22 protein-coding genes and 1 pseudogene are annotated in these 25,909 nt (G+C 66.0%); 13 read left to right on the top strand and 10 right to left on the bottom strand.

Annotated elements, in window-relative coordinates; translation table 11 throughout:
• Positions 1–181 precede the first annotated feature (181 nt).
• Positions 182–1,021: a uroporphyrinogen-III synthase gene (locus RhoFasB10_RS26335; protein ID WP_240931090.1), complete on the top strand. Its 840-nt coding sequence runs from the start codon at positions 182–184 to the stop codon at positions 1,019–1,021.
• A 28-nt stretch (positions 1,022–1,049) separates the two neighbouring features.
• Here RhoFasB10_RS26335 and RhoFasB10_RS13950 read toward each other — a convergent pair.
• The 6 genes and pseudogenes from RhoFasB10_RS13950 to RhoFasB10_RS13925 all read right to left on the bottom strand — a co-directional run.
• Positions 1,050–2,930, bottom strand: a pseudogene (locus RhoFasB10_RS13950) (MMPL family transporter); the annotation flags it as partial.
• A 198-nt stretch (positions 2,931–3,128) separates the two neighbouring features.
• On the bottom strand, positions 3,129–4,043 hold the full coding sequence (locus RhoFasB10_RS13945) for a VWA domain-containing protein (RefSeq protein WP_167676862.1): 915 nt from the start codon (positions 4,041–4,043) through the stop codon (positions 3,129–3,131).
• Between the two features lie 69 nt (positions 4,044–4,112).
• Positions 4,113–5,048 (bottom strand): MoxR family ATPase, encoded by a 936-nt coding sequence (locus tag RhoFasB10_RS13940; RefSeq protein WP_167676850.1) that lies wholly within the window; start codon positions 5,046–5,048, stop codon positions 4,113–4,115.
• Positions 5,045–5,881, bottom strand: a complete 837-nt coding sequence (locus RhoFasB10_RS13935; RefSeq protein ID WP_167676848.1) for a mycofactocin-coupled SDR family oxidoreductase — start codon at positions 5,879–5,881, stop codon at positions 5,045–5,047. The genes RhoFasB10_RS13940 and RhoFasB10_RS13935 overlap by 4 nt, the downstream gene beginning before the upstream one ends.
• A complete protein-coding gene (locus RhoFasB10_RS13930; RefSeq protein WP_167676846.1) occupies positions 5,878–6,708 on the bottom strand; it encodes a mycofactocin-coupled SDR family oxidoreductase in 831 nt (276 codons plus the stop codon). Before RhoFasB10_RS13930 ends, RhoFasB10_RS13935 begins: the two co-directional genes overlap by 4 nt.
• Positions 6,709–7,276: 568 nt before the next feature.
• The gene (locus RhoFasB10_RS13925) at positions 7,277–8,389 is read right to left on the bottom strand and encodes an NAD(P)-binding domain-containing protein (RefSeq protein WP_167676844.1); all 1,113 of its coding nucleotides are present in this window, start codon (positions 8,387–8,389) and stop codon (positions 7,277–7,279) included.
• A gap of 17 nt (positions 8,390–8,406) precedes the next feature.
• On the opposite strand from RhoFasB10_RS13925, the gene RhoFasB10_RS13920 reads away from it, so the two are divergent.
• The 3 genes from RhoFasB10_RS13920 (at position 8,407) to RhoFasB10_RS13910 (ending at position 10,699) form a co-directional block, all read left to right on the top strand.
• Positions 8,407–9,138, top strand: a complete 732-nt coding sequence (locus tag RhoFasB10_RS13920) for an enoyl-CoA hydratase (protein WP_068424634.1) — start codon at positions 8,407–8,409, stop codon at positions 9,136–9,138.
• Between the two features lie 209 nt (positions 9,139–9,347).
• Complete coding sequence (locus RhoFasB10_RS13915; RefSeq protein ID WP_068424631.1) at positions 9,348–10,016, top strand: hypothetical protein; 669 nt, start codon at positions 9,348–9,350, stop codon at positions 10,014–10,016.
• A gap of 56 nt (positions 10,017–10,072) precedes the next feature.
• On the top strand, positions 10,073–10,699 hold the full coding sequence (locus RhoFasB10_RS13910) for an FHA domain-containing protein (RefSeq protein WP_068424629.1): 627 nt from the start codon (positions 10,073–10,075) through the stop codon (positions 10,697–10,699).
• Here the strand turns inward: RhoFasB10_RS13910 and RhoFasB10_RS13905 are convergent.
• On the bottom strand, positions 10,682–11,611 hold the full coding sequence (locus tag RhoFasB10_RS13905) for an alpha/beta hydrolase (RefSeq protein ID WP_167676843.1): 930 nt from the start codon (positions 11,609–11,611) through the stop codon (positions 10,682–10,684). The two genes, RhoFasB10_RS13910 and RhoFasB10_RS13905, sit on opposite strands and share 18 nt — an antisense overlap.
• A 225-nt stretch (positions 11,612–11,836) precedes the next feature.
• On the opposite strand from RhoFasB10_RS13905, the gene shbA reads away from it, so the two are divergent.
• Complete coding sequence (gene shbA / locus RhoFasB10_RS13900) at positions 11,837–12,400, top strand: RNA polymerase sigma factor ShbA (protein WP_167676841.1); 564 nt, start codon at positions 11,837–11,839, stop codon at positions 12,398–12,400.
• 51 nt (positions 12,401–12,451) lie between these two features.
• On the opposite strand, the gene RhoFasB10_RS13895 is transcribed toward shbA, so the two are convergent.
• Both RhoFasB10_RS13895 and RhoFasB10_RS13890 read right to left on the bottom strand, forming a co-directional pair.
• Positions 12,452–13,252: a crotonase/enoyl-CoA hydratase family protein gene (locus RhoFasB10_RS13895; protein ID WP_068424623.1), complete on the bottom strand. Its 801-nt coding sequence runs from the start codon at positions 13,250–13,252 to the stop codon at positions 12,452–12,454.
• A gap of 29 nt (positions 13,253–13,281) precedes the next feature.
• On the bottom strand, positions 13,282–14,247 hold the full coding sequence (locus tag RhoFasB10_RS13890) for a hypothetical protein (protein WP_167676838.1): 966 nt from the start codon (positions 14,245–14,247) through the stop codon (positions 13,282–13,284).
• Positions 14,248–14,341: 94 nt separating this feature from the next.
• On the opposite strand from RhoFasB10_RS13890, the gene RhoFasB10_RS13885 reads away from it, so the two are divergent.
• On the top strand, positions 14,342–14,926 hold the full coding sequence (locus RhoFasB10_RS13885) for a TetR/AcrR family transcriptional regulator (protein WP_167676836.1): 585 nt from the start codon (positions 14,342–14,344) through the stop codon (positions 14,924–14,926).
• A gap of 58 nt (positions 14,927–14,984) precedes the next feature.
• Here the strand turns inward: RhoFasB10_RS13885 and htpG are convergent, their stop codons facing one another.
• Positions 14,985–16,910, bottom strand: coding sequence for a molecular chaperone HtpG (gene htpG, locus RhoFasB10_RS13880; protein ID WP_167676834.1), 1,926 nt, complete (start codon positions 16,908–16,910; stop codon positions 14,985–14,987).
• A 198-nt stretch (positions 16,911–17,108) separates the two neighbouring features.
• Between htpG and RhoFasB10_RS13875 the strand changes: the two genes are divergently transcribed.
• The 7 genes from RhoFasB10_RS13875 to RhoFasB10_RS13845 all read left to right on the top strand — a co-directional run bounded on the left by RhoFasB10_RS13875 (position 17,109) and on the right by RhoFasB10_RS13845 (position 25,875).
• Positions 17,109–18,209: an MBL fold metallo-hydrolase gene (locus RhoFasB10_RS13875; RefSeq protein ID WP_068426033.1), complete on the top strand. Its 1,101-nt coding sequence runs from the start codon at positions 17,109–17,111 to the stop codon at positions 18,207–18,209.
• 58 nt (positions 18,210–18,267) lie between these two features.
• Positions 18,268–20,673 (top strand): HAD-IC family P-type ATPase, encoded by a 2,406-nt coding sequence (locus RhoFasB10_RS13870; RefSeq protein WP_167676832.1) that lies wholly within the window; start codon positions 18,268–18,270, stop codon positions 20,671–20,673.
• 45 nt (positions 20,674–20,718) lie between these two features.
• Positions 20,719–20,907: an antitoxin gene (locus RhoFasB10_RS13865; RefSeq protein ID WP_068424611.1), complete on the top strand. Its 189-nt coding sequence runs from the start codon at positions 20,719–20,721 to the stop codon at positions 20,905–20,907.
• Between the two features lie 91 nt (positions 20,908–20,998).
• A complete protein-coding gene (locus RhoFasB10_RS13860) occupies positions 20,999–22,636 on the top strand; it encodes a Na+/H+ antiporter (protein ID WP_068424610.1) in 1,638 nt (545 codons plus the stop codon).
• Entirely contained in the window at positions 22,633–23,829 is a 1,197-nt protein-coding gene (locus tag RhoFasB10_RS13855) for a lipase family protein (RefSeq protein WP_167676830.1), read from the top strand. Before RhoFasB10_RS13860 ends, RhoFasB10_RS13855 begins: the two co-directional genes overlap by 4 nt.
• Positions 23,830–23,908: 79 nt before the next feature.
• Positions 23,909–25,051: a histidine kinase gene (locus tag RhoFasB10_RS13850; protein ID WP_254303512.1), complete on the top strand. Its 1,143-nt coding sequence runs from the start codon at positions 23,909–23,911 to the stop codon at positions 25,049–25,051.
• Positions 25,048–25,875 carry a LytTR family DNA-binding domain-containing protein gene (locus RhoFasB10_RS13845; protein WP_240931089.1) on the top strand — a complete coding sequence of 276 codons (828 nt, stop codon included), beginning with the start codon at positions 25,048–25,050 and terminating at the stop codon, positions 25,873–25,875. Before RhoFasB10_RS13850 ends, RhoFasB10_RS13845 begins: the two co-directional genes overlap by 4 nt.
• Positions 25,876–25,909 lie beyond the last annotated feature (34 nt).

The raw sequence follows: 25,909 nt of genomic DNA, 5'->3' as shown, positions 1-25,909 counted from the left end.
GAGGCGCGCACCCGTTCTGGCCATGGAATCTTCCCTAGCCGATTCAGGTGCCCCACACCTACGACGCCAGCAAGCGTGTCTCACATGTCCGTAGACATACGACTCTCATATGTCTATGGACTGGACATGGGCAGGAGTCCGACTATGCACGCACAGGCGCGGAGCGCCTATTCTTTCCGGCATGGCTCCACTGTCGGGGAAGACGATCGCGCTGACCGCCGAACGGCGGGCGGACGAGTTCGCCGCGCTGCTCGAACGCCGCGGCGCGCGGACCGTGCACGTCCCCGCGATTCACGTTCTCCCTCTTCTCGACGACTCGGATCTCCGTGAGAAGACCGCCGACTTCATCGAACGCCCTCCCGAACTGACGGTCATCAGTACCGGTATCGGTTTCCGCGGCTGGCTCGACGCGGCCGAGGGCTGGGACAACCGTGAGGAACTTCTGGCGGCCCTCGGGTCCACGCGCATCATCGCGCGAGGCCCCAAGGCACGCGGCGCCATTCGCGGCGCCGGTCTCCGCGAGATCTGGTCGCCGACGACCGAGGCATCCCAGGAAGTCGCCGATCATCTCGCAGCGGAAGGCGTTGCGGGCGTCGACGTCGCCGTCCAGTTGCACGGCACCATCACCGAGTGGGAGCCGACGATCCACCTCAGCGAGGCTCTGGGCAGACTCGGCGCCGACGTTCGCGCTATCCCCGTCTATCGCTGGATTCGGCCGGTCGATCAGCAGCCGCTGATCGACCTTCTGACCGAGATCCTGAACCACGACGTCGACGCCGTCACCTTCACCAGCGCCCCGGCCGTCGCATCGATGTTGTCGACGGCCAAGGACAACGGACTTCTCGACGAATTCCTCACTGCGCTACGGGGTCCCGTCGTCGCGATCTGCGTCGGACCGGTCACCTCGGCGCCGTTGGACGCTCTCGATGTTCCGACGCGTATGCCGGAGCGGGCTCGGTTGGGTGCTCTTGCGAAGTATGTGGTCGAGCAGCTGGGTGCGGGACCGCAGCCTGCGGAGTGACCCGGGTTCGCGGACTCATAGGCGTCCACCAATTCCATTGTCCGAGAAGCGTCATCGTCGCCGGGACGAGCACCATGCGTACCACGGTGGCGTCGAGGAACACCGCCGTCGCGAGTCCGACGCCCATCATCTTGACCGTCACGTCGGCGTCCATCGCGAAGCCGAGGAACACCGCGACCATGATCGCTGCCGCGCTGGTGATGACGCGTCCGGTCGAGGCGACGCCGTCGACGACCGAGGAATGAGCGTCTCCGGAGCGCAGCCACAGTTCACGGACGCGCGAGAGCAGAAAGACCTCGTAGTCCATCGAGAGTCCGAACAGAATCGTGAACATCAGAATCGGTACCCAGCTCGACACCGGTACTGCGTGCGGAAGCCCCAACAGTTCTGTGCCCCAGCCCCATTGGAAGATTGCGACCATGACGCCGTATGCCGCGGCCACCGACAGTAGATTCATCGCCGCGGCTTTCAGTGATACGACGATCGAACGGAACACCGCGGTCAGCAACACGACCGACAGAGCCACGACGAACGCGACGACGAGCCAGATCCGGTCGGCGAGTTTGTCGGTGATGTCCGCGAAGATCGGGGTCACACCGGTGACGACGACGCCGTCGCCTGCGACGTCGGAGCGTAGCCGGTCGAGCAATTCGGTGGTCGCTTCGTCGGCGGGTCCCGTCGTCGGCTCGATCACGACGATCGCCGTGTCTCCCACTGCGTTGACCATCGGCGGCATCACCGTGGCGATTCCCGGCTCGTCGGCCAATCGCATTGTCAGGGAGTCGATGTCGACCGTTGTCAGATCGACGGCCAGCGTGAACGGCCCGTTGGCGCCTGGACCGTATTCGGCGTCGATCAGGTCGTAGGCCACTCGGGTCGTGTTCGACGTCGGCTGCGTTCCTGCGTTCTGCGGCCACAGTCGCATGTCGAGCACGGGTGCGGCCAGGATAGCCATCAGTACCAGTGCCGATACTGCCCACGCCACCGGTCTGCGACACACCATGCGTGCCCACCGCTCGGTTCGGGACGGGCCCACCGTGGACCGCACCTTTCTGCCCAGAACGCGCGGGCCGGCAAGCGCGCACAGTGCAGGCACCAGAGTGACCGACGTCAGCATCACGGCGCCGACGACGGCCAGCGTCGCATACCCCATCGACGCGTAGACGGGCACGCCGGCGAGGCGCAGGCCGAGCAGGCACAGCAGAACCGTCGTACCGGCGAACACGACGGAGACGCCTGCCGTCGAATTGGCCTGTGCTGCAGACTCCGTCCGGGAGAGGCCCGATCGAAGACCGTCGGCGAAACGGGTGACGAGCAGCAACGCGTAATCGATGCCGACGCCGATGCCGACCATCGTCGCGATCGTCGGGGCCATGGGGCCGATCTCGGTGACGGCCGACAGCAACGCGATGATTCCCGTTCCGATCCCGACTCCGACGATCGCCACCGCGATCGGGAGCCCCGCCGCGACGACCGATCCGAACGCCACCAACAGAATGGCCAGCGCGACGACGATGCCGACTGCTTCGGCGACGCCACTCGGAGCGCTGATGTTCTCGGCCACCTGCCCGCCGAGTTCGACCTGCACGCCCTCGCGTTCGAGCGGTGCCGTCGCCGTCCGCAGTGCATCGATGCCCTCGGTCCCGGCGAAGTCGGTCACCGGAACGGAGTACTGGACGGCGATCAGCGCGGTGTCGCCGTCCGAGGACATCCGCGGGGGCGCTACCGTTCCGACGCCGTCGAGATCGCGGAGTCGACTGCCGAGGCCGGCCAGATCGGCCTGGTCGAGACCGTCGGGATCGTGGACGACGACGCGGGCGTCGGTTCCTGCCATGTCCGGAAACCGTTCGGCCAGCAGGTCGCTGCCCGCGACGGATTCGAGTCCGTCGACGTGATAGTCGTCCTGCATCTGGCCGCCGAACGCGCCTGCAGCGGCGAGCGTGGACACCAGCAGTACGACCCAGACCGTGATCGTTCGCCAAGGGTGTGCGGCGCACAGTGCGCCGAGTCTTCCGAGCAGAGTGCTCATGATGGTGCTCCTTCGGGTGTGGTGTGCACACACTGGCCGGAGCGACTTGGAGGGTTCTTGCAGCTTTCTGAAACGGTGTCAGAAGAACGCGCTCAGAGCGGACCCGACGTCGCGGTACGTGCGGACCATGCGGATCCGTCCGTGCCCGAGACGCGCCAGATCGCGTCCCAGATCGAGGTCGTTCTCACCGGACGTGTCGAGCAGGACGTCGAGACGCGGGATCGACGCGGCGATGTACCGCGGGTCGGGTCCGGCGTTGTGGACGCAGTCGGACAGCAGCACGACACGCGCATCACGCGACGACGTCCCGCGCAGCAGTCCGGCCGCGGTGTCGAGGGCGAACTGCACGTTGGTGAGCCCCTGAGCCGGAATGCGCAGAATGGTGTCGAGAATGCCGAGCGGCGTCATCGGATCGCCGAAGCGCGTGAGGACGGCGGCGTCGGACCAGAATGCGACGACCGCCAGGTTGTCCTGGTTCAACTCGCCCGCCAACGCGCCGACGGTCGCCGCGGCCGTCCTGACCCGCTCACCCTTCATCGATCCGGAGATGTCGACGACGAGCACGATCGAGCGCTTGGTGTGCAGACGTTCCCGCACGACGATGTCGTCGTCCTCGGGCAGCGGATTCGCCGCCAGGATGTCGAGGGTGCAATCCATGTCGATCTCGTCGGACCCGCCGCGGTAGCGCAACGACGTCAGATCGCCGATGCCGCGCCGAGCCCGCGCGTCGCGGCGTGGCCGTCGCACCGCCAGACGGGCAGCGATCTTACGGGCCCGAGCACGGGTGGCCGCGTCGGCCGACGACTCCTCCTCGGTCGCGTCGCGCAGCGGAATCACCTCCGCCGTCTCGTCGGTGAAACCGGGTGCCGACGGGTTGTTCTCGCCCGTCGCCTTACCTGCCCGGCTCCGGCCGTCGACGACGAGGACGGCGCCGCTGACGCCGGGCTTGAACAAGGACGGGGATTCGTCGAGTTGTTTCGGCTTGCGGCGCAGTGGTTTCAGCGATCCGGGCGTCGTCCTGCTCCCCGGCCTGCGCACCGGGGAATCGGCCGCGACGGCTCTTCAACCAGGCGCGGCCGCAGCAGGATTCAGGACGAAGTGGTCCTCCCAGAGTCGACGCAGGATCGTCTCCGGTGTCGCATCGGCGGTTTCGTCGACGTGGATTCGGCCGGACAGGGCCACGAGGACGGCGTCGAGCATCAGTGCCTGGTAGTCCTGCGGCAGGTCGCGCGGTGGCGCGATATCGGTGACGACGGGTATCGCGACCGACCGGAGATCGGCCAGCTGCCCAGCGACGAGCGTCAGGTCGATCGCCCCGCGGACACTGCTGCCCTGCGTGATGTCGTCCTGTTCTCGGGTCGCGCGGGTGATCGCGACGGCGTCGGCAATCAGTCGTGGCGAGTCGGATTCCGTTCGGAGTGCGACGATTCCACGTTCCGCTTCGGCGTCCTGATAGTCGATCGCGAGTCGGCAGAGGCGGTCGTGCACGCTCGTGGACAGGCGCGTCGTTCCGACGTTGTCGTACGGATTCATCGACGCGATGACGCGGAACGTGGGCAACGCATGCACCGTCCCGACGCGCGGGATCGTGATGCGACGCTCGGCCATCGCCGTCAGAAGAGTGTTCAGCGTGTCCTCGGGCGCCCGGTTGAACTCCTCGACGTACAGGAATCCGCCGGAGCGCATTGCCTCGACGAGGGGACCTGGTACGAAGTTGTCCTCGCTGTAATCCTCCCGCAGAACGCGAGCGGGGTTGTGGTGTCCGACGATTCGCGCAGGCGTCAAGTCTGCATTGCCCTCGACGAAGAGCAGCGGAATGCCCCACTCGGCGGTGATCGCACCGAGAAGCGTGCTCTTGCTGGTGCCGGGCGGACCTTCGATGAGCATGTCCCGCCCGGCCGCCACTGCGGCGAGCACCAGATCCAGTTCGTAATCACGACCGACGAGATTCGCCGCGATACGGCGGCGAATCTCGGCGATCGACATCAGCGACGTCATTTGATCGTGTACCCGGCGTCCACGGGAAGTGTTGCGCCGGTGATGTATCGAGCCTCGTCGGACACCAGGAACGCGATGGCGTTGGAGATGTCGATCGGCTCGACCCACGGAATCGGCAACGTGTTCGTCGTCGCGAAGATCGGTTCTGCCTTCTCGCGGGTCGGATTCGGATCGTCGGGTGCGAACAATCCCCACGTCTTGCGGTTCTGGATCATCACCGTGTCGACGCCGGTCGGGTGCACGGTGTTGACACGAATGCTGTGCTGCCCGAATTCGTTCGCGAGTGTGCGCATGATGCCCACGACGCCGTGCTTGGTGGCGGTGTAGTGCACGGTGTTCGGTGTGCCCTTGAGACCCGCGGTCGACGATGTCAGCACGATCGACCCTCCGCGGCCGCCGGCGATGAGATGAGGGAGTGCAACCCTGCACGTGTTCCAGACTCCGGTGAGGTTGACGTCGATCATGTTCCGCCAGGCGTCGTCGGTGATGTCGAGAGCGGGCGCGATCTCGAACACGCCCGCGTTGCCGAGGACGATGTCGAGGCGGCCGAGTTCGGCAACCCCGTCGTCGACGGCTTTCTTCAACGCGACGCTGTCCCGCACATCGGCTTTCGTCGCGACGATCCGACGGTCCAGTGCCTCGACCTGCTTCACGGTGTCTTCGAGATCCGATTCCGTTGCAGCCGGGTACATCTCGATGGTGTCGACGGGGCCGCACAGGTCGACGGCGATGATGTCGGCGCCTTCCTGGGCGAGTCTGAGGGCGTGGCTGCGGCCCTGGCTGCGCGCTGCCCCAGTGATGAAGGCGACCTTGCCTTCGAGTTTGCCGGTCATTTGATCACCGATCCTGCATCGACGGGAAGTTGGACGCCGGTGATGTACCGGCCCTCGTCGGAGACGAGAAATGCAATGGCGTTGGAGATGTCGACAGGTTCGACCCACTCGATCGGCAGTGCGTTCAGCGTCTTGAACGCCTCGGCCGCGTCGTCCTTCTGCGGATTCGGGTTGTCGGGGAGAAACGTCTTGTACGTCTGTTCGTTGTGAATCATATCGGTGTTCACCGACGTCGGATGCACCGAGTTGACCCGAATGTTGTACGGCGCGAACTCGTTTGCGAAGGTCTTCACCAGGCCGACGACGCCGTGCTTCGCGGCGACGTAGTGCGCGAGGTTGCCCAGGCCCTTGATGCCCGCCGTCGACGACGTCAGCACGATCGCGCCTCCGCGTCCGCCGGCCTTCAAGTGTGGCAACGCCGCGCGGACCGTCTTGAACACGCCGGTGAGATTGATGTCGATCATGTCGTCCCACATCTCGTCGGTCAGTTCGTCGACCGGCGCGAAGCTGGCAATGCCGGCGTTGGCGAGGACGATGTCGAGTCGGCCGAGCTCTGCGACGCCGTCGTCGACGGCCTTCTTCAGTGCCGCGGTGTCGCGGACGTCGGCTTTCGTGGCGACGATGCGACGATCGAGCGCTTCGACTTCCTTGACCGTCTGTGCAAGATCCTCCTCGGTGGCGAGCGGGAACCCCACGGTTCCGACCTGCTCGCAGAGGTCGATCGCGATGATGTCCGCGCCCTCCTGGGCGAGTTTGACGGCGTGGCTGCGGCCTTGTCCGCGGGCGGCGCCGGTGATGAACGCTACTTTCCCGTCGAGCTTTCCCATGGTCGAACTTCCTTGTTCGGTTGGTGAAAACAGTACGAGCGCAAAACGATTGGCCCACCGGGGCGCTGTGCGTTTCGCGGCAGGATGTCCGAATTGGAGGACATGAGAAGAAACGTATCTGACACCGAGTGCAGAAGTGGGCGATTTGGTCGAAATTTCTATCTGGTACTCAGGGTGTCAAGTAAGTAGGTGTCGTTCGCACCCTTTGCGAGCGCGCACCTTCCAGCGTGCGCGCAGGTTGCAACGTGCGCAGCTGCTGAAACCTGCGCGGAGCGGAGCGGGTGGGCGGCCACTTCCCCTGCCGCGCACCTTCCAGCGAGTGCGCAGGTTGCAACGTGCGCAGCTGCTGAAACCTGCGCGGAGCGGAACTGGTGGGCGGCCACTTCCCCTGCCGCGCACCTTCCAGCGAGCGCGCAGGTTGCAACGTGCGCAGTTGCTGAAACCTGCGCGGAGCGGACCGGGGTGGGCGGGCACTTCCCCTGCCGCGCACCTTCCAGCGTGTGCGCAGGTTGCAACGTGCGCAGCTGCTGAAACCTGCGCGGAGCGGGATGGCTCGGACCCGCCAGAATCAGCTCAAGGTCTCCAGTAACTCCGATACCGCTGCTCTGCCCGCGCGGTTCGCGCCGATCGTGCTGGCCGACGGCCCGTAGCCGAGCAGATGCACGCGGTGATCCTTCGCGACGCGGGTGGCGAGCCGCCCGTCCATGACGATGCCGCCGCCGTGGCCGCGCAACCTCAGCGGCGCCAAATGGTCCAGCGCACTGCGGAATCCGGTGGCCCACAGGATGACGTCGGCGCGCACGAAGGATCCGTCGTCCCACCGGACGCCGTCGGGCTCGACCGAGGTGAACATCGGCCGCCGCACCAGAACTCCGCGATCGCGCGCTGCCTTCAACCTGTCGGTCAGCAGCAGACCCGTCACCGAGACGACCGAGCCCGGCGGCAGGCCTGCGCGCACGCGTTCCTCGACCATCGCCACGGCCGCACGTCCGGCTTCGGGACCGAAGTCGCTGTCACGAAACTCGGGTTCCCGACGCGTCACCCATGTGGTCGAGGTGACGAGTGAGATCTCGTCGAGCAATTGCACGGCCGAGATGCCGCCGCCGACGACGATGACGTGCTTACCCGCGAACTCGTCGGCCGTCTTGTAATCCCTGGTGTGCAGCTGTCGTCCGCGGAAGGTCTCGGCGCCGCGGTAGCGGGGGATGAACGGCTTCTCCCACGTGCCGGTCGCGTTGATCAGGCCGCGCGCCGACAGTACGACGTCCCCGGCCTCGACGCGGAAGCGCGGTTCGCGGTCGCAGACGACCGTGACGGTGACGGGCCGTCGTACCTGCAGGTCGAACTTCTCTTCGTAGATCCGGTAGTACCGGGGCACCGCTTCGGCGGCGACGACGCCGTCGGGGGCCTCACCGGTCAGCGTGTCCGCGAATTCCATGCCGGGGAGGTCGTGGACGCGATTGACCGTGCTCAGCGTCAACGACGGCCAGCGGTACTGCCATGCGCCGCCGGGTTCGGGGGATCGATCGAGCACGACGAACCCGTCGCCGGGCGCCAGCCCCGCCCGACGCAGGTGATATCCCGCAGAAAGGCCGGCCTGCCCGGCGCCGATGACGGCCACGTCTGTCTCGATCACGGTTCCCAGTAGATCAGCCCGTCGAGCGCAGTCGTTCGTACCCATGAGTAACGTCTGCACTCATGATCGGACAGACACGGGACGGCGCTGTCGTCACCCTCGAACTTCAGCGTCCCGAGCGGCGCAATGCACTGAACACCGAGCTGTGCACGGCCTTGCGGGCCGGCATCGAGGACGCGGTCGCGACGGATGCGCGGGTCGTCGTCCTCACCGGGCAGGGGTCCAGCTTCTGTGCGGGCGCCGACCTCAGCGGTGACGATTTCGCCGCGGACTTCCCGCGAGCACTGGAGCTGCTGCTCCGGTCGGTCGACGGCGCACCGATCCCGATCGTCGCGGCCGTCAACGGACCGGCCGTCGGCGCGGGCACTCAGTTGGCGATAGCCAGCGACCTCCGCGTCGTCGCGGACGGTGCGTACTTCGAGATCCCGTCGACACGCCTCGGTATCGCCGTCAACAACTGGACGATCAAGCGACTCGCCTCACTGGCCGGGTCGAGTGCCGCGCGCACGATCCTCATGGGAGGGGAGCGGCTCGACGCCGAGCGTGCCTTCTACAGCGGTTTGGCGAACAAGCGTGGCGACCTTGCCGACGCTCAGGAGTGGGCTGCGTCGATCACCGAGCTCGCCCCGCTCGCCCTTCGCCACCTCAAGCTGGTCTTCAACGACGACGGAACGCACGAGGAGGCCACCCAGGAGCAGCTCGAAGCGTTCGGGGCGGCGTGGACGAGCGAGGACATGAAGGAAGCGCGACGCGCACGCAAGGAGAAGCGCGCTCCGAAATTCCTGGGCCGATGAACGTCCGGCGTGGGAAGTAGTAGGCTCCTCATTACCGTTAGTTGAAAGTTGCCAAATCCGTTCTGTCCCTTTGGCGTAACTCTGCACCGCTGTTTACGCGACGGCCTTGCCGTGGATGCGTTCGGGTCATGTGCAGGTCCCCGTTCTCCCCGTACGTTTGCGCCGCACCCGACCGGGTGCGTACGTACTTTCACCGGGAGACGGGGAACATGAGAATCGGTAAATTCGCAGCCACGTCGGCATTGGTCGTCGCGGCCATGACGACCGCAATGGGAACGTCCTACGCGGACCCGGCTCCGGCTCCGGCGCCGGTCGGGTGGAACGTCACGCAGAGCGGCAACCAGGTCATCGTCGACACGTCTGCCGGAAGTCTCAGCAACGAAGACGATCACCTGGTCGTCCGCGACGCCAGCGGCGCCTTGGTCGACTCCGTGCCGCTGTCCCTCGCCGTCGACGGCTTCGCTCACCCCGTCGCCGCGGACATCGACGGCAATCACGCCGTTCTGACGGCCGACGTCACCCCTGCCGCTGCCACCCCCGTGTCGACGCAGCTTCCCGGTCTGCAACAGGTCGACCTGCCTGCCGCCGTCGCAGGCGTCAAGGACAATCTGAGTCTGACGGCTTCCGTCGGTGGATTCCTCGGTGCCGCAACGGGTCTCGTCGGCGGATGCCTCCTCGGTGCCGTCGCCGCCGGCGTCGTCTCCGCACCGGCGGCGCTGTTGTTCGGCGCAGGTCCGATCGCCGGATGCATCGGTGGTGCACTGCTGCTCGGCTCCACGGCGTCGCTCGCCGGAACCGCTGTCGGTGGCCTCGGTGCCGTCGCCGCCAATGCCCAGCAGTTCATCACCCTGCTGAACGCGCCGCCTGCCAAGAAGTAGCCAGCGATCGCCGCTACGTCTTGCTCTGACCGAGTCCGGGAGAGCAGGATGTAGCGGTGAGTGGGGGCGAACACGAGGATCCGCGGCTCCAATACGAGGGCAAGGGCGGCGAGCGGCACGAGGTGACACTGTCGCCGGATCGCAGCCGCCTCACCGTCGGTAGATCACCACACGCCGACATCGCGTTTCCCGAGGATCACGAGGTATCGCGTCTGCACGCGGCCATCGAATGGATGGGCACGCACTGGACCGTCGTCGACGACGGTCTTTCCCGCAACGGCACGTTCGTCAACGGAGACCGATTGACGGGCCGACGCAGTCTGCGTCAGGGCGACACCATCCGCATCGGCAGCTCGTTGCTCACGTTCCACGACTTCTCCGGACTCGGCGACGAGGCGACGCGTATTGCCGCCGAGATGCCGAACACCCGCTCGCTCACCGACACTCAACGGTCGGTCCTCGTCGCACTGTGCCGGCCGTACAAGCACAACGCGACGTTCGCCAACCCGTCGTCGAACCAGCAGATCGCGACCGAGATCTTTCTCAGCGTCGACGCCGTCAAAACGCACCTGCGAGTGTTGTTCGCGAAGTTCGGCGTCGAGGACCTTCCGCAGAATCAGAAGCGCGTGCGACTCGCCGAACGCGCGCTGCAGAGCGGCGTCATCTCACAGCGCGATCTCTAGCGTCCTGGTATCGGCGATCGCGCGCTCGACGAGCGTCGCCACCGCGTCGGCAACTTCGCGTGCACGTTCGAGGACGACCATGTGACCGGCCTTCTCGACGGTGACCAGGCGCGCTGCCGGGAGATGACGTGAGATCGCCTCCGAATGCCGCATCGGGGTCATGACGTCGTCGGACCCGCAGAGCACGAACGTCGGGACGACTGCCAGAGCGGCGATGGACTTCGACTCGTCGAAATCGTGCAGCGACTTCAGGAACGCGGCCATCGTGACGACCGACGTGTCGTTCAGCATCGCGGTGGCCACCGCAACGACCCGTGGACTGACGCGCCGGGACCCGCAGCCTGCTGCCCGGACGATCGGGGCGCAGATTCCCCTGCTGAGACGCTTGGAACGCCCCATGGCCGACGGTGCGTGACGCACCGCGGACTGGAACATCGACACCAGCGGATGGGCCAGATAGGCCCCGAGACCATCGTCCGCCAGGCCCGACGCGGCGGTGGCGACGAGGCCGACGCCGACCAGCCGATCACCGAGTTCGCCGAGTTGCTGACGCGCGTACGCCATGACCGTCATGCCGCCCATCGAATGTCCGACGACCACGTAACGGCCCGTCGGAACCGTGGTTCTGACGACGGCGGCGAGGTCGCGGCCGAGTTGTTCGATCGTGTACGTGGATGCGTCGGCGCTGCCGGACGCGCCGTGGCCGCGGTGGTCGTAGGAGACCATGCGGATGTCGTCGCCCCACGTCGCGGCGAGCTCATCCTGAACGTCGGTCCACGATTCCTTGGCGAGACAGTGACCGTGCACGAAGATCACCGTCATCGGTGCATTCGGATCGCCCGATTCGCGGACGGCAAGGGCTGTGCCGTCGTCCGCGACCACTGTGCTCCGTCCCTGCGTCCGCTGCCTCATGGGTCCTCCGATGTCCGGTGGTGTGTACGGGGTTTCGCCTGTACCGCTCAATGCGTTACGTCCCACTACTGTCGTCGACCTGCACGCGTCGTCGAACCCTCCCGACGACTGACGAAAGATCACCCCCGGGGTGCACTTGTTCACCCTGGGGTGGGTAGTGACCAAACCGGAATCGCCGCAGTATCGAATCAACGACAGGGGAGTTCGGCAGGGAGGACGTGAGCGATGACCGTGGTAGACATCGTGGACACACTCGAGGCGCGCGTGCCGCAGGCAGTGGCCGGCGACAAGGACGCATTGGGAGACGTGATCGCTCTGGTGCGGCCACACCTCGAGCGTTACTGCACAACGCGTTCCGGCAACCTCGACGTGTCCGCGGACGACGTGGTGCAGGAAGTCTGTCTGGCGCTCGTGACGGCGGTGCCGACGTATCGTGATTACGGCAAACCGTTCATGGCCTTCGTCTACGGCATCGCATCGCACAAACTGGCCGACGCGGGCCGCAAAACCGCTCTGCGACGGGCATATTCACTCGAACTCGTGACCGACGAACCGAGTACCGACGACGGTCCGGAACAGCACGCGCTGAATTCCGAATTGCACAGCGACGCCACAGCGTTGATGAACACACTTGCCCCGAGACTGCGCAAGATCGTTCTGATGCGCGTCGTGTGGGGACTGACGGCCCCCGAAACCGGTCGGGCGCTCGGAATGAGCGCGGGCGCGGTGCGGGTCGCCCAGCATCGGGCGATGAATCAACTCCGCGCGGAAATGGCGATGAGCGCGTAGTCCGTGCGCGCGAATGTACAGCCGGCTGTACATTCGCACGCACGAGGCGCGTCAGCGGCCTTCGAACCTCGGCTCCCGCCGGTCCAGCATCGCGTTCACCGCTTCGGAGTGGTCCGACGTCGTGTGCGCGATCGCCTGATACGCCGCGGACAGTTCCAGCAGCGACTCGAGGCTCTGGTGCTGACCTTCGCGCAGGAGTTTCTTCGTCATCCGCAACACCTGCGGCGGGTTGACGGCCACACGTGCCGCCAGCGCGTGCGCCGCGGGGAGCAAGTCGTCGGGGTCGACCACCTGCGACACCATGCCCCACTCGAGCGCCGTCGACGCGTCGATCGCCTCACCGGTGAACGCCATCTCGCTCGCCCGAGCCATGCCGACGGCCCGTGGCAGCAGCCATGCACCGCCGTCGCCGGGAATGATGCCGACCTTGACGAAGCTCTCCGCGAACTTCGCCGTCGTCGACGCGATACGCAGATCGCACATCAGCGCCAGGTCGCACCCCGCCCCGACGGCCGGACCGTTGACGGCGGCGATGGTCGGAATCTCGCAGTGGTACAACGCTTTCGGAATGCGCTGGATGCCGTGACGGTAGCCCTGCCGCAGTTCGGCCGGGCTGCCGCCGAACATTCCTTCCTTGTCCCGCATGTGCTTGACGTTGCCTCCGGACGAGAACGCGGACCCGGCGCCGGTCAGAATCGCCACTCGCACACTGGGGTCGCGGTTCACGTCCCGAACGGCGTCCTCGAGCGCGTCGATCGTCTCGATCTCCGAGATCGGGTTCCGCGCTTCGGGATAGTTCAAGGTCCATACGACGACGTCGTCGCTGCGTTCGATCAGTACCGGGTCCGTCACGTCCAAGGCCTCCATTCGATGGTCGGTGCCTACAGTGCAACACGCTCCGGCTCGGCGACCGAGCTTGCTCGCACGATCGACGCGCGTGTCGCGGCCGTCGTCGTGCGGTGCCCGACGGCCATGAACACGCCACCCAGCGCGACCCACGCGATCAGCACCCACCACGCCTGAGCGGTCGATGCCTCGGGAAAGTAGGACAGCGTCCGCATCAGGGTCGACCCGGCGCCCGGCGGCAAGAACTGTCCGATGGCACCCCACGGCGCCGGCAGGAACTGGGCGGGTTGCGTCGCCCCGGCGATCTGATTTCCGACGAACATCATCAGTACCGCGACGACGCCGATGCCCGCCGGCCCGATGATCGACGTCAGACCGACGATCGGGGCACTGACGGCCAGAACCGCGAGGGCTGCCGCGGCCACGTCGAGAAGCACGGGTCCGTGAAGAATGCCGAACCAACCCTGGGTGATGGCCACGACGACAACACCTGCCCCGACGCCGTAGACCGCGGTGGCGAGGAGCCGTCGCCACACGCCCCTGGTGGTCATCGAGATGACGACACCGCCGATGATGCCGCCGATTACCAGCGGGAACGCCATTGCCGACAGGCCGGCGCCTCGCGCGTCGGTCGACGCCAGCGGCACGACGTCGGTGACCTGAGCATTCATCGCCGACGCAACCCCGGTGAGCATCTGACCGACGACCGCGCCGTTGGCGGAGGCCGTCAGAACCTCCGGGGTCGGGCCGAGAACGACTGCGCCGTACACGTCGCGCGATTCGATCCGCTGCACGGCGTCGTCACGGCTCGCCGCGGTCGTGACGTCGAACTGCTCCGACAATCGGCTGGTCACAGCGGGTGAGTCGCCGACGACAGCGACAGGAATCTCGTGGACCTTCGACGTGACGGACGGCCACAGGAAGGCGAGGACGACGACGGCCAGGGCTGCCGAGCCGACGAGTGCGACGGCGACGGCGCGTGGCCAGGTGGTGAGCTTCATGGTTCGACTCCTAAAAAAACGAATAATCGTTCTTTTATGCTGAGGCGGTGAGGGCGAGTTGTCAAGAACGAGCATTCGTTTTTAATATGGCCCGGTGCCCAAAGTGAGCGAGGACCATCGCGTCGAGCGTCGACGTCAGATCATCGATGCGGCGATGACGTGCTTCGCGCGATCGGGGTTCGAGGGCACGTCGATGGCGGACATCATCACCGAATCAGGGCTGTCGGCCGGCGCGATCTACAGCTACTTCAAGAACAAGCAGGAGCTGATCCTGCAGGTGACGCGTGACGTCCTGAGGAGCCGGTCCGAGGACCTCGACGGGCTGGAGAAGCAGGATCCGTTGCCTCCGCCGCAGGCTGTCATCCGCATGTTCCTGGCGGGGATGACACGCGACATCGGGAACCCGAGCATCCTGGTGCAGATCTGGGCGGCGGCGGCAGCAGAGCCGCGCGAGACGTCGACGGTGATTCCGGTCGTGGTGGAACTGCGTGGGCTGTACGAGCGCTATCTGCGAGTGTGGTTCGCGCAGAAGGGTTTCGAGGACTCCGATGATCGTGCGCGGGCGGTCGCGCCCCTCGTCGTCGGGCTGTGTCAGGGGTACATCCTGCAGTCGGCGCTGTTACCCGACTTCGACGGCGAGCACTATCTGGCCGCGTTGGACGAGCTCGGGTTCGCCTAGCACGTGCACGGAAATACATAGCCCCCTATGTATTTCCGTGCACGTGCAGCGAAGCTGCCTACACCGTCCGCGTCAACCGGTCGGCCAGCAGACGCGAAAACTTCGCGGGATCCTTCAACTCGGTGCCCTCGGCGAGAAGTGCCGTGGCGTAGAGCAATTCTGCGGTCTCGGCCAACGACGGGTCGTCGCTGCGGTCCTCGCGTGCCTTCTTCAAGCCCGTCACCAGGTCGTGTGTCGGGTTGAGTTCGAGGATGCGCTTGGACGTCGGAATGAACTGTCCCGACGCCTTGTACATCTTCTCGAGCTGCGGGGAGAAGCTGAACTCGTCGCCGACGACGCACGCGGGCGACGTCGTGAGACGTGACGACAGGCGAACCTCCTTGACGTCCTCGGACAAGGTTTCGCTCATCCACTTCAGGAGCTCTTCGAACTCCTTGTCCTGCTCCTCGCGCTTGGCTTCGGCTTCCTTCTTCTCCTCCTCGGTGTCGAGGTCGACCTCGCCCTTGGAGATGGACTGGAATGCCTTGCCGTCGAAGTCGGGAACGTTGCCGACCCAGACCTCGTCGACCGAATCGGTCAGCAGCAGAACTTCGAGGCCACGAGCCTTGAACGCCTCCATGTGCGGCGAGCTCTCGATCTGCTGACGGGATTCGCCCGTCATGTAGTAGATCTGCTCCTGGCCGTCCTTCATCCGGTCGACGTACTCGGCGAGCGTCGTGAGGCCCGACTCGGAGTGAGTCGACTCGAACGACGACACCTGCAGCAGCGTCTCGCGGTTGTCGGAGTCGGAGATCAGGCCTTCCTTCAGCGCCCGACCGAACTGCGACCAGAACGTCTGGTACTTCTCGGCGTTCTCGCTCTGCAGTTCCTTGATCGTCGACAGGACCTTGCGCGTCAGACGTCGACGGATCGCGCGAATCTGCCTGTCCTGCTGCAGGATTTCACGTGAAACATTCAGCGAGAGATCCTGTGCGTCGACGACACCCTTGACGAACCGCAGGTACTCGGGCATCAACTCTTCGCAGTCGTCCATGATGAAGACGCGCTTGACGTACAGGTGCACGCCCGTCTTGCCCTCGCGCATGAACAGATCGAACGGCGCCTGCGACGGAATGAACAGCAGCGCTTGGTATTCGAACGTTCCCTCGGCCTTGAACGGGATGACCTCGAGCGGTTCGTCCCATGCGTGGCTGACGTGCTTGTAGAACTCCTTGTACTCGTCGTCGGACACCTCGTCCTTGGGGCGAGTCCACAGTGCCTTCTGCGAGTTGATCGTCTGCGTCTCGATCGTGGTGGTGTCCTCGGCGCCCTCTTCGGTTGCCTTGACGGTCTTCTCGACGTCGATGCGAATGGGCCACGCGATGAAGTCGGAGTACTTCTTGACGAGCTGCTTGATCTTCGATTCCGACGCGTAGTCGTGGAGGTGGTCCTCCTCGTCGGCCGGCTTGAGATGCAGCGTCACGGACGTGCCCTGCGGGGCGTCGTCGACGTCGGAGATCTCGTACGTGCCTGCGCCGTCGGACTCCCAGCGCGTCGCGGTGCTCTCCCCGGCCTTGCGCGTCAGCAGGGTGACCTTGTCGGCGACCATGAACGTCGAGTAGAAGCCGATGCCGAACTGACCGATCAACTCTTCCGACGCGGCCGCGTCCTTGGCTTCCTTCAGCTTCTTGCGAACCTCGGCGGTACCGGACTTGGCGAGCGTGCCGATGAGGTCGATGACCTCGTCGCGGGTCATGCCGATGCCGTTGTCGCGGATCGTCAGGACTCGCGCCTCCTTGTCGATCTCCACCTCGAGGTGGAGATCGGAGACGTCGACGTCGAGGTCCTTGTTTCGGTACGACTCGAGCCGCAGCTTGTCGAGTGCGTCGGACCCGTTCGAGATGATCTCGCGAAGGAAGCTGTCCTTGTTCGAGTAGATGGAGTGAACCATCAGGTCCAAGAGCTGACGCGTCTCGGCCTGAAACTCACGCTGTTCGGTGGTCATGACTGGGTGCGATCTCCTTTCAGAGCAAAAACGACATCGAGAATTCTACTTCCGTACCGGGGCGCCGAGCTGCGGGAGATGGCCGTTACGCCGAGGGAGAACACGACGGGAACATCGGTCCACGTCAGCGACCACAGGCGACGCGATCGACGCGGTGACCACGCCCTCGATCGCAGCAGTTCACCTATCGTGGCTTCGGTGACGAGCAAATCGATCGTGCCTCTTGCTGTGGGTGTCGCGGCTGCTGCCTGGGTGACGCGTGCCGCGTGGGGTCTGCCCGCGCAGATCGGTGCCACCGCAGCGAAGATCGCGCCGTACGCCGCGAACTCCGCGCGCTACCGCGACCGCCGGTTCCACAACAGCGAGCCGAGCTCGAGCTTCACCGGCGGCAGCGGCGAGTCTCTCCTGGTGTCGTTCCTCAAGCGTCGATCTGACGGCAAGCCGCAGCGACCGGTCCCGTTGGCGCCGACGATCGCGCCGGTCGACGCCGGGGAAACGGCCGTCACCTGGTACGGGCATTCGTCGGTGCTGATCGAGCTCGACGGTCGACGGATCCTCGCCGATCCGGTGTGGAGCAACCGTGTGTCGCCGTCGCGCACGCTCGGTCCGGCTCGGCTGCATCCGACGCCTCTGCCGCTGCGCGCGCTTCCGAAGGTCGACGCCATCGTCATCTCGCACGATCACTACGACCATCTGGACAAGGCGACCATCCAGCGGCTTGCGAGTCTGCAGGACGCGCCGTTCGTCGTACCGATCGGCATCGGCGCGCACCTGCGGCACTGGCGGATCCCGGAGGACAGGATCGTCGAACTCGACTGGGACGAGCAGACCCAGATCGACGGTCTGACCATCACGTGCACCGAGGCCAGGCACTTCTCCGGTCGAGGACTCAGGCGCGACCCGACGCAGTGGGCGTCCTGGGCGTTCGCCGGGCCGGAGCATCGCGTCTTCTTCGGTGGTGACACCGGATACACGGTCAAGTTCGCCGAGATCGGTGCCCAGTACGGCCCCTTCGATCTGACGCTGCTGCCGGTCGGTGCCTACGACCCGCGCTGGGCCGATATTCACATGAACCCCGAGGAAGCGGTCCGCGCGCATGAGGACCTGAACGGTGGTGTTCTCGTGCCGGTCCACTGGGCTACCTTCAACCTCGCCTTCCATCCGTGGTCGGAGCCGATTGTTCGGTTGAAGGCCGCGGCGAACGAGGCAGGAATCACGACGGCCGTGCCGATGCCGGGTCAGCGGGTCGACGTCGCTCACGGCGTCGCCGACGACCGTTGGTGGGCACGGCTCGGATGACGGCGAACGCATAGGCAGGAGTGGAGCCTGCAGGAACGACCCGATTAGGCTAACCCCCATGTCGATCGAGACGGACGAGCGCGAGGGCGGATTGACCGAAGCGCAGGTGGCGCAGCTTCGGTCCGAGGGGAAATCGAACGACGTCCCGGCTCGTGCGAGTCGGTCCGTCAAGGACATCGTTCGGGGCAACGTTTTCACCCGAATCAATGCGATCCTGGGTGTGTTGCTGCTGATCGTGTTGTCGACCGGGTCGATCGTCGACGGCATGTTCGGCCTGCTGATCATTGCGAACAGCGGCATCGGCATCATCCAGGAGATCCGCGCCAAGAAGACGCTGGACGAACTGGCGATCGTCGGCCAGAACAAGCCCGTCGTGCGACGCGACGGCGTGGCCCGCGAGGTCGCGCCCGACGAGGTCGTCCTCGGCGACGTCATCGAACTCGGACCGGGCGATCAGATCGTCGTCGACGGCGAGATCATCGAGACGGCCAGCCTGGAGGTCGACGAGTCCCTGCTCACCGGCGAGGCCGACGCTGTCCACAAAACCGATGGCGCACAAGTGCTTTCGGGAAGTTTCGTCGTCTCGGGCAGCGGCGCCTACCGGGCGACCAAAGTCGGACGCGACGCGTACGCCGCCCGGCTCGCCGAGGAAGCCAGCAAGTTCACGCTCGTGCATTCCGAACTGCGCAGCGGCATCGACAGGATCCTGAAGTTCATCACGTACCTGATGATTCCGGCCGGTGCGCTGATCATCTACAACCAGCTGTTCTCGAGCGGTCAGTCGCTCGGGCCCGCGCTCAACGGCATGGTGGCCGCGCTCGTGCCGATGGTGCCGGAAGGCCTCGTGCTGATGACGTCGATCGCGTTCGCGGTCGGTGTCGTTCGCCTCGGCCAGCGCAAGTGTCTCGTGCAGGAACTTCCCGCGATCGAGGGTCTCGCGCGCGTCGACGTCGTCTGCGCGGACAAGACCGGAACCCTCACCGAGAACGGTATGCGCCTGTCGGAGCTGCGTGTCGTCGAGGACGGCGACGGCGGCCTGCTGACGCAGGTGCTCGCTGCCCTCGCCCACGACGATCCGCGGCCGAACGCCAGCGTGCTCGCCATTGCCGAGGCCTTTCCCGACGATCCGAACTGGACCGAGACTGCCGTCGCACCCTTCTCGTCGGCGAAGAAGTGGAGCGGGCTGTCCTACGGGGACCACGGCAACTGGCTCCTCGGCGCCCCGGACGTACTGCTCGACGCGGACACTGTCATCGCGCGCCAGGCCGAGGATGCGGGCTCGTCCGGCCTGCGTGTCCTGCTGTTGGCCAGCAGTGACCTGCCCGTCGACGACGTCGACGCTCCCGGCGTCGTGACGCCTCGGGCCCTGGTGATCCTCGAGCAGAAGGTGCGTTCCGACGCCCGCGAGACCCTCGACTACTTCGCCAGCCAGTCCGTCTCGGTCAAGGTCATCTCCGGCGACAACGCGGTGTCGGTCGGCGCGGTCGCGGGCTCGCTCGGATTGGAGGGCAGCCCTGTCGACGCACGCACGCTGCCCGAGAACGACGACGAACTGGCCGACACCGTCGAAAGCGGCATCACCTTCGGACGCGTGCGTCCCGATCAGAAGCGGCAGATGGTCGGCGCGCTGCAGTCTCGGGGGCACACCGTCGCGATGACCGGCGACGGCGTCAACGACGTGCTCGCCCTCAAGGACGCCGACATCGGCGTCGCGATGGGATCGGGAAGCGCGGCAACGCGCGCGGTCGCACAGATCGTGTTGCTGGACAACAAGTTCGCCACGCTGCCGTATGTCGTCGGTGAAGGTCGACGCGTCATCGGCAACATCGAACGCGTCTCGAATCTGTTCCTCACCAAGACGGTGTACTCGGTTCTGCTCGCGTTTCTCATCGGGATCTCGGGTGTGCTGTCGCAGATCTTCCACTTCGAACCATTGCCGTATCCGTTCCTGCCGAGGCACGTCACGATCGCAGCGTGGTTCACCATCGGCATTCCGGCGTTCATCCTGTCGCTCGCGCCGAACAACGAACGCGCACGCACTGGATTCGTGGGCCGCGTCATGCGTCTGGCGGTGCCGTCGGGGTTGATCGTCGGTGTCGCGACGTTCGTGTCGTACCTGCTCGCGTACCAGGGGCCCGAGGCGTCGGAAACCCAGGTGACGCAAGCCAGTACGACGGCACTGATCACGTTGATCATGATCGCCGTCTGGGTACTCGCCGTCGTCGCGCGGCCGTATGTGTGGTGGAAGATTCTGTTGCTCGCCGGGTCGGTCGTCGGCTACCTGCTGCTGTTCACGATCCCGTTCTGCCGCACGTTCTTCAAGCTGGACCCGTCGAACATCGCCCTGACGACGACGGCACTCGTCATCGGCGCAATCGGCATCGTGGCAGTCGAAGCAGCCTGGTGGATCAGTGCGGCACTGCACGGAGAGAAGCGACGCCTGTTTGCAGGCGCGCCGGCCTGAGTAAGCTTTTCGGGGTCGGACACAACCACACGAGATGGAGCGATCATGGGTTTCGCAGACAATCTGAAGGGTCTCGTCGACAAGGGCAAGAAGGCCGCTGCCGAGAACTCGGACAAGATCGAGAGCGCCGTCGACAAGGCCGGTGACTTCATCGACAACAAGACCGGCGGCAAGTATTCCGACAAGGTCGACAAGGTTCAGGAAGCCGCGAAGAAGGCGATTCCGGAAAAGTAGGCGCGTAGCGCCCGTGCGTGAATAGTCGGCCCCTGGACACGGCCCCTGGGCCAACTATCCGCGCACGGGTGCGTTGGCGCACTATGTTCGTGTGGACGGACCGATTCTTCTCCTCGTGGTGATTGCCGCCGTCGCGGTTGCCGGTTTCGCGAAGCGTCTCGATCTGCAGGTTCCGCTCGTCCTGGTGACGGTCGGGTCCATCGCGTCGTTCGTACCCGGCGTCCCGCACATCACCCTCGCGCCGGATCTCATCCTCGGCGCGGTCCTGCCCCCGCTGCTGTACTCGGCTGCGCTCGACTTCTCGTTCGTCAGTTTCCGTAAGAACCTCGGCCACATTCTGCGGCTCGGCATCATCATGGTTGTCGTGACGACCTTCGCCGTCGGCTACTTCGCGAACTGGCTCGTCCCGGAACTGACCCTAGGTGCAGCCCTCGTGCTGGGCGCCGTCGTCGCACCTCCCGACGCGGTCGCGGCCGTCGCCGTCGGCCGAAAGCTCGGCCTGCCGTCGCGCATGATGGCGATCCTGACGGGTGAGAGTCTCGTCAACGACGCCGCCGCACTGACCCTGTTCACTCTCACGGTCGCGTCGGTCACCGGTAAGAAGATCGCCATCGACTCGCCCGTTCTGTTCTTCGCGTACGAGATCGTCGGCGGAGTTCTGATCGGGCTGATACTGGCGAGAATCGTGCGTTTCGTCCGATCCCGTATCCAGGACTCGGCCTTGGAAACCGTTCTCGGCCTCGTTCTTCCGTTCGCGGCGTACCTCGCCGCCGAGGAGATACACGCGTCGGGTGTGCTGGCCGTGGTGACGGCGGGGTTCGTGCTCGGACGCGTCACCGCCGACGTCCCGGTGACGACGCGAATCCAGGAGCGGCAGGTGTGGCCGACCCTGGACCTGCTGCTCGAGGCATTCGTGTTCGCGTACATGGGTCTTCAGCTGAAGTCGGTCATCGCAGAGGTCGAGCGGAACGGCCTGCCCGTGCTGCACATCTTCGCCTACTCGCTGCTGATTCTCGCGGTCGTCATCGCGGTGCGGCCGGCGTGGATCTTCGTCAACACCGGTCGACGGGCCGCAAGCCGAAAACTGGTGCGGCGGAACGGATCCTCCGGCACCGATGCCGTGGGTCTCACGTGGCGGCAGAACCTCGTGCTGTCCTGGGCCGGGATGCGCGGTGTCGTCACGCTCGCCGCGGCATCGGGTGTACCACTCGTGACGGTGACGGGCGATCCCTTCCCGGGCCGCGGCGTCATCCAGGCGGTCGCGTTCGTCGTTGCCGTCGGAACACTGTTGATCCAGGGTCTGACGCTGCCGATGCTGATCCGGCGCCTCGACGTCGCGGATCCGCTCGAGCAGCAGCAGACGGAAGAGCAGCATGCGTTGGCCCGCGCGATCTCTCGGGCAGCCGCCGAGACGTACCTGTCCGAGGTGGCCTCCGACGGCATCTCGGGGTCCGACAAGGAATCGGTCGACGCGGTGCTCGACCGAGTGCGACGCTCGGTCCGCGCCCGTCTCGAAGCCGACGCGGCCGAGGACCACGAGGAACGCAAGAAGTCGGCGAGTGCGACGTTCGACCGGTTGCGACGAAACGTGTTGGCGGCGCAGCGAACTGCGCTCGTGAAAGCGCGTGACTCCGGCGATCTCGACGACGAGGTGCTGCGGGAGGTTCTGGACGGTCTCGACGTCGAGGAGGCTGCCGCCGAGGCGCGAATCGAACGGCGTATTCGGTGACGCGGCTGGCAGCGGCGTTGGCCGTCGCGGTCTGCGTGCTGGCGGGTTGCGCTCAGCCACAGGCAGAGACGAAGCCACAGGCAGAAACGCAGCCGCATTCGGCAGTCGTGCCTGCAGCCCCGGTCGGCGACGAGCGGGGCGCAGTGGTCTCGTCGTTCGCCATGGGTCATGCGGACTTCGCGGTCCGTGTGCTCGGTGCGACGGCGACCCGCGTCGTCTACCGGTCCACGTCCGGGGACGGCACTACAGGTACCGAGGTGTCGGGCGTCGTGTTCACACCGAGCGGAGCGCCGCCCGCGGGTGGATGGCCCGTCGTGTCCGTCGCGCACGGAACCACGGGCGTCACCGACGAATGTGCACCGTCCCTGTATCCGAACCTGTTGGGCACCATCGGAACTGTCGCACCGTTCCTCGAACGCGGCATGGTCGTCGCCGTCACCGACTACGAGGGTATCGGCACCGACGGACCACACCCGTATCTCGATCCCGACGCCGCCGCGTACAACGTGATCGACATCGTGCGCGCGGCACGTGCGCTCGTGCCGGGAACTGGAACGCGATGGGGCGCCATCGGCAATTCACAAGGCGGACAGGCGGTCTGGGCTGCGGCGGAGCGCGCGGATTACGGTGACGGTCTCGATCTCGTCGGCGCGGTCGGTCTGTCGCCCGTGTTGGATCTGAGCCCGCTGTATCGAAGCGGTGCGACACCGACCCTTCCGCAGGCGTTGCTGACGCCGTTTCTGGTCGTCGGTGTGCAGTTTCGGCAGCCCGACGTCGACTCGTCTGAGTACATCCGCGGCGTCCTGAGCAGCGAACGCCGTGCACTCACCGCGTGCACGGATCTGCTCGGAGTGCAGAAGGCCGAAGCCGCAACGCGTCTGACGCCCGGCGATTCCGCGCCTGCCACCGAGGCGTCGCGACTGCGCATGGAGGAGTGGCTGACGTCCGTCGCGCTTCCGCGTGCGCGGTCGTCGGTTCCGTTGGCGGCGTTCGTGGGCGACCAGGATCAGTTGATCGACCCGAAGTGGACACAGGACGCCGTCGCCGAGGCATGCTCGTTGGGAGACGTCGTCGAACTTCGGCGGGACCCGGGACAAGGTCATTCCGACCAGGCTGCGATTCCGTACGGAGTGTCATGGCTGTCCGACCGTTTCGCGGGTGCGCCCGCGCCGAACACCTGCGCAGGAGGGTGAGGGCCGTGCTGGATCGACCGACGCAGCTCGACGCGGAGCGGCAGCCCGAGTGAACTCTGCGCCTCTCTGGCTCGCCGTCATCGCCGCGTGTGCGGTGGCGGCGATCGCGCTGATCAGCTTCCGTGGCCGTCGCGCGCTGACGACGCCCGAGGAACGAGCCGTGCATTCGACGCTCCACACCGCATCGCTGGCTGCGCGCCCGCTGCGGCAAGGGTTGGACGCGGAGTCCGCCGCCGAGGCGGCACCGCATCTGCGGGCCCTGACCGGCGGCGATGCGCTCGGTGTCGCCGACGCGGATGCGAGCCTGCTGACGTGGAACGGCCCCTACGACGAACTGGCGGGGCCGTTTCTGGAGGCGTCGTCACGTGCGATCGAGGGTGAGCGACGCGTCCTGCTGTCGTATCCGCTGGGGCCGGATCACGCGGTACGTGCTGTCATCGCGCAACCGCTGCTGATCGAGGACGTCGGCGTCGTCGGCGTTCTCGGAGCCGTGACGACGTCGGTGCCGGGGCCGGGCATGCTCGGCGCGATTTCGGAGGTCGCCCGGTACGCGTGCGGGCAGATAGAACTCGCCGAGCTCGACGCGTCACGCGCTCGATTGGATCGCGCCGAGGTACGCGCACTGCGAGCGCAGATCAGTCCGCACTTCATCTACAACGCACTCGGCACGATCGCGTCGTTCGTGCGGACCGACCCGGACCGGGCTCGCGAGCTGGTGCTCGAGTTCGCCGACTTCACGCGCTACTCGTTCCGGACGGCAGGCGAATTCACGGTGCTGGCCGACGAGCTGCGCAACATCGACCGCTACCTGACTCTCGAACGCGCCCGCTTCGGCGACACTCTGCAGGTGACGCTGCGGGTCGCGCCCGAGGTGTTGAGCGTGGTGCTGCCGTTCCTCGCGCTGCAACCGCTCGTCGAGAACGCGGTTCGACACGGGCTGGCCGGACGTTCGGGCGGCGGCACCATCACCATCGTCGCCGCCGACGAGGGGACCGACTGTCTGATCAGCGTCGAGGACGACGGCGTCGGCATGGATCCGGACATGTTGCGCTCGGGCTCGTTGAACGTGGAGGAAGGCGCGCACGTGGGGCTGTCCAACGTCGACGACCGATTGCGTGCAGCGTTCGGCAACGACTACGGACTCGTCGTCGACACCGCGCCGGGCGCCGGAACGAAGGTCAGCATGCGGGTACCGAAATTTCGAGCAGGTATTCGGGCATGACCGGCGCGTCTGGCACGATGACGTCCGTGGATACTGCGTCGTCGACAGGGCTCGTCGTGCTCGCGGTCGACGACGAGAAACCCGCGCTCGACGAGCTTGCCTTTCTGCTGAGCAGACAGGACTCGGTGGCCGAGGTCAGTACGGCCTCGGACGCCACCACTGCCTTGCGTCGGCTGCAACATCCCGCCGGACCCGGTGTGCCTGCTGTCGACGCCGTGTTCCTCGACATCAACATGCCCGGACTCGACGGCATGGAACTCGCAGGGATCCTGTCGAATTTCGCGCGCCCACCTGCCGTGGTGTTCGTGACCGCGCACGACGACCGTGCACTCGCGGCATTCGACCTCGGAGCGGTGGACTATCTGCTCAAACCGCTGCGCGAGGAGCGGCTCGCGGAATCGCTTCGCCGGATCGTGTCGGCGGGTAGACAGAGCGAACCGCAGGACGCCGTCGCCTCGGACGAGATCATTCCCGTCGAACTCGCCGGGACGACGACGCTCGTCCAACGCTCGAGCGTCGGATGGGTCGAAGCCGAGGGCGACTACGCCAGGCTGCACACCACGTCCGGCTCGCATCTGGTGCGTATCCCGATCTCTACGCTCGAAAGCCGTTGGGGGAGCAGTGGTTTCCTTCGGGTGCACCGATCTTTCCTGGTGTCGCTCGCGCTCGTGACCGGAATTCGCAGTGTCGGTTCGGGTTTGGTCGTGTGCCTGCGCGCCGACGGCGCACTGCCCGCCACCGAACTGCCGGTGAGCCGCCGTCACACCAGAGAACTCAAGGACCGACTGGTCCGCGGTCCGCTGCAGTCCTGGTCGAGCCGGTGACCGGGCCACGACGCCGGCCGAGGGAACGCGTCGT

It is taken from the genome of Rhodococcus sp. B10 (assembly GCF_011770055.1).
Lineage (GTDB): Bacteria > Actinomycetota > Actinomycetes > Mycobacteriales > Mycobacteriaceae > Rhodococcoides > Rhodococcoides kyotonensis_B.
Note: the sequence above shows the minus strand (reverse complement) of the source record. Positions and strands in the feature narration are given on the sequence as shown.

Coding starts and splice junctions, on each gene's coding strand:
- RhoFasB10_RS26335 (WP_240931090.1), top strand. CDS start 182: ATGGCTCCACTGTCGGGGAAGACGATCGCGCTGACCGCCGAACGGCGG.
- RhoFasB10_RS13940 (WP_167676850.1), bottom strand. CDS start 5,048: ATGACGTCGCTGATGTCGATCGCCGAGATTCGCCGCCGTATCGCGGCG.
- RhoFasB10_RS13935 (WP_167676848.1), bottom strand. CDS start 5,881: ATGACCGGCAAACTCGAAGGCAAGGTCGCCTTCATCACTGGGGCAGCG.
- RhoFasB10_RS13930 (WP_167676846.1), bottom strand. CDS start 6,708: ATGGGAAAGCTCGACGGGAAAGTAGCGTTCATCACCGGCGCCGCCCGC.
- RhoFasB10_RS13925 (WP_167676844.1), bottom strand. CDS start 8,389: ATGGGTACGAACGACTGCGCTCGACGGGCTGATCTACTGGGAACCGTG.
- RhoFasB10_RS13920 (WP_068424634.1), top strand. CDS start 8,407: ATGATCGGACAGACACGGGACGGCGCTGTCGTCACCCTCGAACTTCAG.
- RhoFasB10_RS13915 (WP_068424631.1), top strand. CDS start 9,348: ATGAGAATCGGTAAATTCGCAGCCACGTCGGCATTGGTCGTCGCGGCC.
- RhoFasB10_RS13905 (WP_167676843.1), bottom strand. CDS start 11,611: ATGAGGCAGCGGACGCAGGGACGGAGCACAGTGGTCGCGGACGACGGC.
- shbA (WP_167676841.1), top strand. CDS start 11,837: ATGACCGTGGTAGACATCGTGGACACACTCGAGGCGCGCGTGCCGCAG.
- RhoFasB10_RS13890 (WP_167676838.1), bottom strand. CDS start 14,247: ATGAAGCTCACCACCTGGCCACGCGCCGTCGCCGTCGCACTCGTCGGC.
- htpG (WP_167676834.1), bottom strand. CDS start 16,910: ATGACCACCGAACAGCGTGAGTTTCAGGCCGAGACGCGTCAGCTCTTG.
- RhoFasB10_RS13870 (WP_167676832.1), top strand. CDS start 18,268: ATGTCGATCGAGACGGACGAGCGCGAGGGCGGATTGACCGAAGCGCAG.
- RhoFasB10_RS13865 (WP_068424611.1), top strand. CDS start 20,719: ATGGGTTTCGCAGACAATCTGAAGGGTCTCGTCGACAAGGGCAAGAAG.
- RhoFasB10_RS13845 (WP_240931089.1), top strand. CDS start 25,048: ATGACCGGCGCGTCTGGCACGATGACGTCCGTGGATACTGCGTCGTCG.